General features: G+C 68.2%; 9 protein-coding genes. 2 read left to right on the forward strand and 7 right to left on the reverse strand.

Features of this window, described 5'->3' with window-relative positions:
* Positions 1-15 precede the first annotated feature (15 nt).
* From N5J73_RS22955 to N5J73_RS22985, 7 genes are all read right to left on the reverse strand, one after another.
* A complete protein-coding gene (locus tag N5J73_RS22955; protein WP_049445859.1) occupies positions 16-1665 on the reverse strand; it encodes an MFS transporter in 1650 nt (549 codons plus the stop codon).
* Positions 1659-2942, reverse strand: a complete 1284-nt coding sequence (locus N5J73_RS22960; protein WP_049445861.1) for an alginate export family protein — start codon at positions 2940-2942, stop codon at positions 1659-1661. Before N5J73_RS22960 ends, N5J73_RS22955 begins: the two co-directional genes overlap by 7 nt.
* Positions 2921-4768, reverse strand: coding sequence for an amidohydrolase (locus N5J73_RS22965; protein WP_192840563.1), 1848 nt, complete (start codon positions 4766-4768; stop codon positions 2921-2923). Before N5J73_RS22965 ends, N5J73_RS22960 begins: the two co-directional genes overlap by 22 nt.
* Positions 4769-4887: 119 nt before the next feature.
* The gene (locus N5J73_RS22970; protein ID WP_049445865.1) at positions 4888-5313 is read right to left on the reverse strand and encodes a DoxX family protein; all 426 of its coding nucleotides are present in this window, start codon (positions 5311-5313) and stop codon (positions 4888-4890) included.
* A gap of 2 nt (positions 5314-5315) precedes the next feature.
* Positions 5316-5972: a hydrolase gene (locus N5J73_RS22975; protein ID WP_049445867.1), complete on the reverse strand. Its 657-nt coding sequence runs from the start codon at positions 5970-5972 to the stop codon at positions 5316-5318.
* Positions 5969-6412: an AraC family transcriptional regulator gene (locus tag N5J73_RS22980; RefSeq protein WP_053091884.1), complete on the reverse strand. Its 444-nt coding sequence runs from the start codon at positions 6410-6412 to the stop codon at positions 5969-5971. The genes N5J73_RS22975 and N5J73_RS22980 overlap by 4 nt, the downstream gene beginning before the upstream one ends.
* Before the next feature lie 50 nt (positions 6413-6462).
* The gene (locus N5J73_RS22985; RefSeq protein ID WP_049445869.1) at positions 6463-6795 is read right to left on the reverse strand and encodes a hypothetical protein; all 333 of its coding nucleotides are present in this window, start codon (positions 6793-6795) and stop codon (positions 6463-6465) included.
* A gap of 96 nt (positions 6796-6891) precedes the next feature.
* Here N5J73_RS22985 and N5J73_RS22990 point away from each other — a divergent pair, with 96 nt between their 5' ends.
* Both N5J73_RS22990 and N5J73_RS22995 read left to right on the forward strand, forming a co-directional pair.
* The gene (locus tag N5J73_RS22990; protein WP_049445871.1) at positions 6892-9921 is read left to right on the forward strand and encodes a sensor histidine kinase; all 3030 of its coding nucleotides are present in this window, start codon (positions 6892-6894) and stop codon (positions 9919-9921) included.
* On the forward strand, positions 9914-10567 hold the full coding sequence (locus tag N5J73_RS22995; RefSeq protein ID WP_049445872.1) for a response regulator transcription factor: 654 nt from the start codon (positions 9914-9916) through the stop codon (positions 10565-10567). Before N5J73_RS22990 ends, N5J73_RS22995 begins: the two co-directional genes overlap by 8 nt.
* Positions 10568-10912: the final 345 nt, after the last annotated feature.

Genomic DNA, 10912 nt, shown 5'->3' on the forward strand with positions numbered 1-10912 from the left:
TCCGTCCCCTTTTTTTCAGATATCACTGTGGTGGTGCGGGACCCCGGTCTTCGGCAGCGGGTCATGCCCACCCACGAAGTGGCGTACAACCGGTGCGCGCTCACCGCGATGCAGTTCCCGCAGTACTTCCTGGATCGCCTTGTCATCGGCGGTGATGCGCTCGTGCTGGCGCAGGTGCTCCAGCCACGACGGGGTCACGAAATACTCCAGGTGGATGCCCGGGCTGGCCACATCCTCGACCACACCCCAGACCACCGCGCCATCGCGGCGACGGATCGCGCCCAGCGCGCGCATCTGCGTCTGGAACGCGGCGCGATCAGCATCATCGATGCGGTACTCGAGGGTGACCAGTACCGGGCCGCGGTCGTTCGACACCGGCACCGACAGCTCGGGCGCCGGCCAGTGCCCGGCCGGGCTCAGGTTCAGGTCTTCGGTACCGGCGATGCGCACGCGCCATACCAGCAGCCCGCCGATCACCGCACCTGCGGCAGCCACCAGCAGCGCCAGTTCCGGCGAGGTACGCTGTGCCAGCGCGCCCCAGCTCAGGCCACCGGCCGCCATGCCGGCGGAGAACACCATGATGTACAGCGCCAGCGCACGCGCGCGTACCCAGGCAGGCACTGCTGTCTGCGCCGCAATCTGCAGCGACGACAGCACGGTGATCCAGGCAAAACCGTTGATCAGCATCACCAATGGCAGCACGTACCAGCTGCGGGTCAGTGCCAGCCCGACCAGGCTCAGCGCCAGTGACAGCGTGGCCAGCAGCACCAGCAGGTCGCGATCCAATTGCGCGCGCAGCTTCGGCAGCAGCAAGGCCCCGCCCACTGCACCGATACCGATGCAGCCCAGCAGCATGCCGTACTGCCCCGCCCCGCCGTGCATCTGGCCGCGCACCACCACCGGCAGCAACGCGTTCATCGCCGCAGCAAAGAAGAAGAAGCCCACCGACTTGATCAGCACCGCCTGCAGGCGTCCCGCACGGCTGGCGTAGCGCAGGCCCGCTTTCAGTCCAGCACCGAAGCCCTCCGGCGGCAGACTCGACTGCTTCGGGTCACGCTTCCAACCCCACACCACGAACAGCATTGCGGCAAAGGTGATGGCGTTGAAGCCGAACGCCCAGACCGCACCGAGCTGGGCGACGATCACGCCGCCGATGGCCGGGCCGATCGAGCGCGCGATGTTGATGCCGATCGAGTTCAGCGCCACCGCTGAGGCCAGCATCGGCTGCGGCACCAGTTCGGACACGATCGCGGCCTGTGCCGGCATCGCCATCGCCGCACCGCAACCCATGCAGAAGGTCAGCAGCACCAGCAGCTGCGGCGTCAGCATGTCCAGCGCGGTCAACGTCGCCATCACGGCGGCGACCAGCAGCATCCAGGCCTGGGTCGCCAACAGGTACCTGCGGCGATCGACGATGTCGGCCAGCGTTCCGGCGGCCAGCGCCAGCAGTACGATCGGCACGGTGGTGGCCGACTGCACCAAGGCCACCATCAACGGCGAACCGGTACGTTCGGCCATCACCCAGGCGGCGGCCACGTCATTGACCCAGGTGCCGATGTTACTGGCCAGGATTGCCAGCCAGATCGAACGGAACATCTGGATCTTCAGCGGGGACCAGGCACCTGCGGCCTGTGCGGGGGGTTGCGACGCGGTTGCGTTCACCATTGCCATGCTCCAACGATCGAGGCGAACAGCGTGTCCTGGCCGCCGGCCTGCTTCAGCGCAGGACCCGCATCGACCCAGGCCAGCTGCAGCTGCCATTGCCAGTGTTCGCTGGCCTGCCAGCGGGTTTCGGATTTGTACTGATTACCGATGCGGCGCGCGCCACCGGCGCTGCCCGGCAACGCCACCAGCGGTGCCGGCGTGGCGTAGACCGCATCGGCGCGACGATGCTTCCAGGCGATCTGTACGCCCAGCTCCGTCGTCACCGTGTCGTGCAGACGCAGGGTCAAGGTTGGCTGGAGGTCCATCAGGTTGGCCGGGGCCAGCAGGCTGGCCTCGCTGAAGTAGGCCGATTTCGGGAACAGCGCATTGAAGGTTCCCAGGCGGCCGTCTCGCGGATTGCCATCGCCACTGGCGATGTCCGCCTTCAGCCCCAACCGTGGTTGCAACGGCAGGTCCGTCCAGCGCCACCCCGTATCGGTGGCCAGCGTCCAGGCGCGGATATCGAGCGTGCCGATGGCCGTTCGCAGTTCACCGCCCTGCGCCACCAGCTCGCTGTTCCAGTCCAGTGCACCGGCCTGGCCGAACCAGCGTGCACCCACGGTCTGCCGCCGCTCGGTGCCGGAATCTGCCGCGAAGCGTGCGCCTTCGCGGCGGTAGTCCAGCAGATACAGATCCCACTGTCCCGCGCCCTGCCCGCGTGCCGTGGTGGCATAGGCACCCCACAGGTGGGCACCGTGTTCGCCGCGATCATCAAAGGCACCCGGCCGGTTCTCCACCGGTCGCAGTGCCATCAGATCAAACGTGCCGAGGCGGCCCTTCCAGCCGAGGCGCGCACCGTCGAAGGCCAGGCGGATGTTCGGCCCATCGCGCACCGACAACAGCCGCGAGCTTCCGTAGCCGGCTTCCTGCCGACCGAGTTGCAGGTGGAAGCCGCTACGCTGCCAGCGCCAGTACGCCTGCTGCACATCCAGCGCGCCGCGGTCGGTGCGGCCGGCTCCACCTGCCTTGCCATTCTCGGCATGCACGCCCAGCTGCAGCTTCGCCTGCCAGCTGTCCTCCGCATAGGTGGCCGAGGCCAGCGCGCGCAGCAGGCCGTAGCCATCTTCACTGCTGCCGATGCCGAACCGGGTCGGGTCGTAGTACAGGCCACGCAGGCGCAGCGAGGCGTCCAGTTGCAGCTGGCCGTTGCCAGCATCACTGCAGCGGCCCCCCTCGCAGGCCAGCGCCAGCGATGGCGCGGCCAGCAGCGCCAGGCTCAGAACGCGAAGCACGAACATCCCATCGCGCCCCAGAATGCGGTCAGGTCATCGGTGGGCGCCGCATGCCGTGCGGCATGACCATGAGCGCCGTGCGTACTGCAGGCCACGCCGTGATGGTGGCGATGGGCGGCGGCCAACCCGGTGGCGGCACCGCCGACGTGGTAGCCACCGAACCGGTTGACCGGCGACCAGTCCGGCATCGCTGGCGGCAGCTGCGGCGCCAGCCCGGCGTAGTCGCCGTCGGCATGCACGATGCGGCCGCCGACGACGGTCAGCAGGCTGGTGATGTCGGCAATCTGCGCGTCATCGACACGGAAGAAATCGGCCGAGAGCAGGATGAAATCAGCCAGCTGGCCCTTCCGCAGCGTGCCCTTCACCGCTTCGTCGCCGGAGAACCAGGCGCTGCCCTGGGTCCACAGGCGCAGCGCCTGCTCGCGTTCGAGCAGATTCTCATCGCCATACAGGGCCAGCCCGCCCACGGTGCGCCCGGTCACCAGCCAGGACAATGCCACCCAGGGGTTGTAGCTGGCTACGCGGGTGGCATCGGTACCGGCACCGACCGGCACGCCTTCGGCCAGCATGCGTTTGACCGGCGGCGTATGCCGCGCGGCCTGCACGCCATAGCGCTCGACGAAAGCCTCGCCCTGGTAGGCCATGCGGTGTTGTACGGCGATGCCACCACCCAGCGCGCGGATACGTTCGATGTTGCGCGGGGTGATGGTTTCGGCGTGGTCGATGAACCAGTGCAGGCCATCGAACGGCACCTCGCGGTTGACCTGTTCGTAGACATCGAGGATGCGGGTGATGCTCTCGTCATACGTTGCGTGGATGCGAAACGGCCAGCGCTTCTCCACCAGCAGCTTCACCACGTCATGCAGTTCGGGCTCAAGCTCCGGCGGCAGCTCCGGACGTGGCTCGTTGAACAGCTCGAAATCGGCCGCCGAGAACACCAGCATCTCGCCGGCACCGTTGTGGCGCAGCAGGTCGTCGCCCTGGCGCGGCTGCAGGATCTCGCTCCAGCCACGGAAGTCATCCACCTCCTTGCCCTTGTTCTGGGTGAACAGGTTGTAGGCGATGCGCACTGTCAGCTGGTCATCGCGGTGCAGCTGCTCGATGACCTGGTAGTCCTCGGGGTAGTTCTGGAAGCCGCCGCCAGCGTCGATCACCGAGGTGATGCCGAGCCGGTTCAGTTCGCGCATGAAGTGGCGCGTCGAGTTGGCCTGGTATTCGATCGGCAGGCGCGGGCCCTTGGCCAGCGTGGCATACAGGATCAGCGCATTGGGCTTGGCCAGCAGCAGCCCGGTGGGGTTGCCCAGCGAATCACGCACGATCTGCCCGCCCGGCGGATCCGGTGTGTCCTTGGTGTAGCCGCAGGCATGCAGCGCGGCACGGTTGAGCAGCGCGCGGTCGTACAGGTGCAGCAGGAACACCGGCGTATCCGGCGCGATGTCGTTGAGCTCCTGCAGCGTCGGCAGGCGCTTCTCGTTGAACTGCGCGGCAGTGAAGCCACCGACCACGCGCACCCACTGCGGTGCGGGCGTGCGGTCGACCTGGGCCTTCAACATGTCCAGAGCGTCGCCCAGCGAACGCAGCCCGTCCCATCGCAACTCCAGGTTGTAGTTCAGGCCACCACGGATCAGGTGGGTATGGCTGTCGTTGAGGCCGGGCAGCAGGCGCCTGCCCTGGGCGTCGATCAGGGTCGCTTCATTGCCCCAGCCGCGCATGATCTCCTCGTCGCTGCCGACGGCGACGATGCGTCCTTCCTGCACAGCCAGCGCCTGCGCATGCGGCTGCTGCGGGTCGAGGGTGGTGATGCGGGCATTGCGGATGACCAGCGTGCTCATGCGACGCTCCTTGGAAGTGGAATCGAGTGCGGCAGCGGCGCGGCCGGCCAGACCGAGCGCAACAGCGGCACCACTGGCCAGCACCACGTTGCGGCGGCCGTGGTCGAGGGGATCGTGACTCATGCGAAATCTCCCGGAAAGCGTTGGCCGTCCAGCGCCCAGGCACCCGGCCCGGCCAGTGCGAGGGCCAGCAGCACCGTGGTCCACATCAACGGGTACTCGCTGCCGCCGCGCATCCAGAACCAGCCCTTGGGCAGGGCCAACAGGACGGTGAAGCCGATGAAGGCGGCCGCCGCAAGTGCGGCGATACGGGTCTGCCATCCCAGCAGCACGGCCAGCCCGGACAGCACCTGCAGCAGGGACAGCAGCAACGGCAGCGGTGCCACTGCTGGCAGCCCGAAGGCACGCAGCTCGGTAGCGAAGCCGGACAGCCCAGGTCCACCGAACCAGCCGAACAGCTTGCCCAGCGCGTGCGGCAGCAGGAAGCCTCCTGCCGCCACGCGCAGCATCAGCAGGGCCAGGTCGAGGCCATGGCTGGCCACCATACTCAGTGCCCGCCTTCCTGCGCGCCGAACATGCGCTTGGCGTACTGGATGCCGATGCCGTAGCCGCCGGCGTGGTCGCGGGCAATGCCGGTGGTCAGGTCGTAGGTTTCCCCGCGTGCCCAGTCGCGCTGCAGTTCGAGCAGGTACTGCACGCTGGTCATCGGCACTGCGCCGGCCTGCACCATGCGGGTGATCGCCCGCTCATGCGCTTCTTCGCTGACATCGCCGCAGGCATCGGTGATCACGTAGACCTCGAAACCCTGCGCCAACGCCGACAGCGCCGGCCCGACAATGCAGACGCTGGTCCACAAGCCAGCAACAACCAGGCGACGCTTGCCGATGCGGTTGATCTCATCGATCACCGGCTGGTCTTCCCAGGTATTCATCGAGGTGCGGTCGAACACCGTCTGGCCCGGGAAGATCTGCGGCAGTTCCGGGAACATCGGGCCGGAGAACGACGTTTCGGCGACCGTGGTCAGCACCACCGGCACGTTGAAGCCCTTGGCACCCTTGCTGATCAGCGACACGTTGTTGCGCAGCGCGGAGATGTCGATGGTGTGGGTCGCAAACGCCATCTGCGACTGGAAGTCGATCAGTACCAGGGCGTGGTCGGTCGGCGACAGCAGCGCCGGGGCGGGAGTGGCGGTGGCAAGGCTCATGGGTGGACTCCGTTGGAAACACGATCAAGGGGATGCAACAGGGCGGCATCGCCGGCAACGTATTGGCCGGGGCTGCAGCCGGTCTCCGCGCGGAAGCTGCGGACGAAATGGCTCTGGTCGAAGAAGCCCAGCTGCTGTGCCAGGCGGGACATCGGCAGCTGCGCGTCTGGCAGCAGCTGGCGTGCACGTTCGATGCGCCGCCGGCGCACATAGCGCAACGGGCTGGCACCGGTACCGGTACGGAACAGACGCACCAGATGGAAGCGGCTGACGCAGGCGGCCGCTGCCAGCTCGGTCACCCGCAGCGGCTGCGACAGGTGCTCATCGACATAGCGCAGGGCGCGCTGCAACGCGGCGGCCTGCTGCGGTGCCAGTGATGCGGCGGGCGGATCAGGCGGAAAAATGGTGGCCATGCGGGACGCCGCGAGAGGATGGCCCATGGTGCGTGGCGCCTGCGCGATGCCCTACCCCCGTCGGTCGAGGCCAGTACCTACCCGAATGGGGGAGGCCGACGGCCGAGCAGGCGCCGCCCAAACAAGCGTGCATCCAGTGAATAGGCGCCAGGGCCCAGCATCAACAGCGCCAACGGCAGCACCACCTGCGACCACGGCGCCTGCTGCGCGAACATGCCCACGGCCGCCATCAGCGCCGCCAGTGGCGTCAACACGCCCAGCATGAGCATCGGTACTGCCAGCAGGCACATCGCCGACCATCCGCCCGCATGCGTGCCAGGCGTGTACAGCGCGGTGGCCAGGCACAGCCGCAGCCACAGCAGACCGAGGCCCGGACCGCGATCAGGGAACATCACGAACAGCCGTTGCATGGCGGGGCTCCAGAGGACATGCCGGCGTGATAGCCGACGTCGGCGCACGCCGCCTACCCCGTTCGGGTCACCCTGGGTTGCCCCACACCTGCCAGAATGCGCGCCATGCGTGGCCGCCCCTTCCCGTTCCTGTGTCGCTTGCCGACGCTGCTGACGTGCCTGCTGCTGTTGACCGCCCTGCCCGCCCTTGCCGTGCAGCGCCCGCCGGTGAGCGGCGGACTGCCCGATTACGAGCACACGGCCTGGCGCGTCGGCCAGGGTGCGCCCGGCGACATCTGGGACATTGTCCAGGACCGCGACGGTCTGTTGTGGCTGGCCACGGGCTCGGGCCTGTACCGCTTCGATGGCCGTCGTTTCGAACGGCAGGCGGCGCCCGTCGGCAGCCAGTTCCCGTCCACCAACATGGTCACGCTGGCACCGGGCCGCGATGGCGCCCTGTGGATCGGCTACTTCCAGGCGGGCATCAGCCGGTTCGCACAGGGACAGCTGCACAGCTACGGCCGCGAGCAAGGGGTGCCGGTCGGCGTGGTCCCGCGCTTCAGCCAGGATCGCCAGGGCCGGCTGTGGGCGGCGATCAACGGCGGGCTGCGCCGCTTTGACGGACAGCGCTGGCAGCAACTGCCGGCCAGTGCCGGGCTGCCGGAGCGCCGCGTGCAGTGGGTGCTGCACGACAGCCGGGACACCTTCTGGGTCCTGGCCGACCTGAAGGTCTGGATGCGTGCAGCCGGCCAGACCGCCTTCCAGGACACCGGCATCGCCGTCTCGCAGATGGCGACGCTGGCCGAAAGCCCGCAGGGCGAAGTGTGGCTGGCCGACCGGGTGCGCGGCACCTCGCCGCTGGCCAATGCGCAGGGTCTGTTGGCGGCCAGCGAACGCGAAGCGCGGCGTCTTCCGGAGCTGGTCGCCGCGCGTCTGCAGTTCACTGCCGATGGTGCGCTGTGGGCCACGATGAGCCCGCACGGCGGCGTCGCCCGCATCACCTTCGACGGCACCCGGGCCGTGCGCATGGAGCGCTTCGATTCACCGCACGGCCTGACCGCCACCTCGGCAGTTCCAATCATCGTCGATCGCGAAGGCAATCTCTGGGTTGGCACCAATCTCGGCCTCAACCGCTTCCGCGCACGCAGCGTGCACACCCTGGCGGTGGGCCCGAGCGATCCCTACCGCTCGCTGGTGCGGGCCAGCGATGGCCGCGTGTATGGCTATGGCGAAGACCTCAAGCCCTACGATCTGCGGCGCCCCCTGCTGGATGGCAGCGCCACGCAGCTGCAGGCCGCCGCGCGCCAAGCACCTACGCCGATCTGGCAGTTCGACTGGGTCAATCTTGCGCGCACGGTAGCCGGCCACACCTCGCTGATCCCGCTGCCGCCGCCGTTCACCGGGCAACCGCTGCATGCGCTGCTGTTCCCCGACGACGAGCAGGCCTGGGTGTGTACGGGTGAGCGTGGCGTCCTGCACTACCTGCATGGGCAATGGCAGCGCGAGGTTCGCCTGCCCGAGCAGGCCTGCTCATCGCTGGCGCTGGATGCCCATGGCCAGCTGCTGCTTGGCTATGCCGACGGCCGCCTGCGCCGGATGAGTGCGAACCGCATCGAGAGCTTCGATGCCAGCCAGGGCCTGTCGGTGGGGCCGATCACCGCGATGCTGCATCACCAGGACATTCTGCTGGTCGCCGGCGAAGCCGGGCTGGCTGCGCGACTGGGCAATGGACGATTCGTTCCGGTGCGCACCGACATGGCCGGCGTCCTGGAAGGCATCACCGGCATGGTCGCCGATGCCAATGGCCACCTGTGGCTCAACGGCAGCCGTGGCCTAGTGCGGATGGAAAGCGGGCTGCTGCGCCGTGCCCTGCGCACCGGACTGCCGGTCACGCCGCGCCTGTTCGACGCGATCGACGGCATGCCTGGCATTGCCCTGCAGAGTGGACCGATCGCCACCGCGACGCTGGCCGACGACGGCCTGCTATGGCTGGCCACCAACCAGGGCCTGGCCTGGCTGGACACCACCCATTCGCACGTCAATACGATGGCCCCCAGCGTGCGCATCGGCGAGGTGCTGTATGGCAGCAAGCACGAGCCGCTGCGCGATGGCCTGCGCCTTCCCGCCGGTACCAGCCAACTGCAGATCGACTACGTGGCGTTGTCACTGGCGCGCCCGGAGCGCAACCGCTACCGCTATCGCCTCTCCGGCGTCGACGACGGCTGGCAGGATGCCGGCAGCAGCACCCGCGCGTATTACACCAACCTCGCACCGGGCAATTACCGGTTCGAGGTGGAAGCGGCCAACGAAGACGGCATCTGGAGCACCTCCCCGGCCAGCCGCAGCTTCCGCATCGCGCCCACCTTCATGCAGACCGTGTGGTTCAAGCTGCTGTGCGCCGCCGCGACCCTCGCGCTGCTGATGATGGCGGTGCGCATCCGCAGCGGGCAGCTGGCTGCGCTGTTCCGCGCACGCCTGCAGGAACGCAATGGGGAACGCGAACGCATCGCACGCGACCTGCACGACACCCTGCTGCAGGGCAGCCAGGGCCTGATCCTGCGCCTGCACGCCATCAGTCAGTCACCCCAGACCCCGGCGCCGGTACGCGGCCAGCTGGAGGCGGCGATGCAACTGGCCGAGCGCAACCTTGCCGAGGGCCGCGAGCGGGTCAACGCCCTGCGTGAGGGCCCCTTCGTGGGCCGCGACCTCGCTTCGGCGCTGGCCGATGTTCACGCCGAATACGCCGGGCACGGCACCAATCCGCTGCGCCTGACCGTGGAAGGTGCGACGCCACTGCTGCAGGCCGATGCGGCCGAAGAAGTGTTCCTGATAGGGCGTGAGGCGATCCGCAACGCGTTGCGTCATGCCAACGCCAGCGCCATTGAAGTAGAGCTGTCGTATGGCGCGCGGTGCTTCCTGCTGCACGTGCGCGATGATGGCGTCGGCATCGCCAACGAGAATGCCGGGCATGGCCATTGGGGCCTGCAGGGCATGCGTGAGCGCGCGCAGCGCCTCGGTGCGGAACTGCAACTGTGGACCCGCCCCGGGCTGGGAACCGAAGTCGCGCTGGCAGTTCCCACCCGGCGCCTGTATCAACGCCGCCCATCACGTTGGCGCTGGCCCTGGAGTAGAACGAGCCATGACTGAAACCCCTGCCCCGATCGGCGTACTGGTGGTCGACGACCACCCGCTGCTGCGTGACGGCCTGGCTGCCCTGCTGGGCGCCCATTCCGACCTGCGCCTGCTCGGTGAAGCCGCCGATGGCGAGGAAGCCATCGCACGCTACCAGCAGCTGCAGCCGGACGTGGTGCTGATGGACCTGCAGATGCCACGCCTGGACGGTGTGGAAGCCATCGTGCGGATCCGCGCGATGGATCCGCGTGCGCGCATCATCGTGCTGACCACCTACCGCGGTGACGTACGTGCGGTGCGGGCGCTGCAGGCTGGCGCCAGCGCCTACCTGCTGAAGGACATGCTGCGCCACGAGCTGGTCGATACGATCCGCATGGTCGCTGGCGGCCGGCGCGCACCGATTCCGCCGGCGGTGGCGGCCAGCATCGCCGCGCATGTGGTGGAAGACCGGTTGTCGCCGCGCGAGACCGAGGTGCTGCGGCACGTGGCCGGTGGCCTGTCGAACAAGCGCATCGGCGAGCGCATGCAGATTTCCGAGCAGACGGTGAAGGCGCACATGAAGAGCCTGATGGACAAGCTGGGCGTGGGCGATCGCACGCATGCGGTGACCCAGGCGCTGCGGCGCGGGATCATCAGCCTGGACGACAGCGGTCACGATTAGGGGGTTGTTCGGCAGGGCTTGCAGCCCTGCACCCGCGGTAGTGCCGGCCGCGGGCCGGCAAACTCAACAGCAACAGCATGGCGTCCGTGGGATGGCGGGCCGGTGTCGGAGTGCGGGGACGCCGTGAACCCCTCCATGGGGGCTTGGCCGCGGCATCCATGCCGCGGACACCCCGCACTCCGACACCGCCCCACCTCTGACAGATTCCGATGGCGGTTGGTAGGTGTCGGCCTTGGTCGACACTTCTGTCAGATATCGAAATCAATCAGGGGTCAGATCCGTTCCAACAGACCGCAGGAACCTGTCGAAGGCGGGGTGGGTCCGGTTGCGGGGGCGTGAGCGCCA

The organism is Stenotrophomonas sp. GD03654, from assembly GCF_029845105.1.
Lineage (GTDB): Bacteria > Pseudomonadota > Gammaproteobacteria > Xanthomonadales > Xanthomonadaceae > Stenotrophomonas > Stenotrophomonas africana.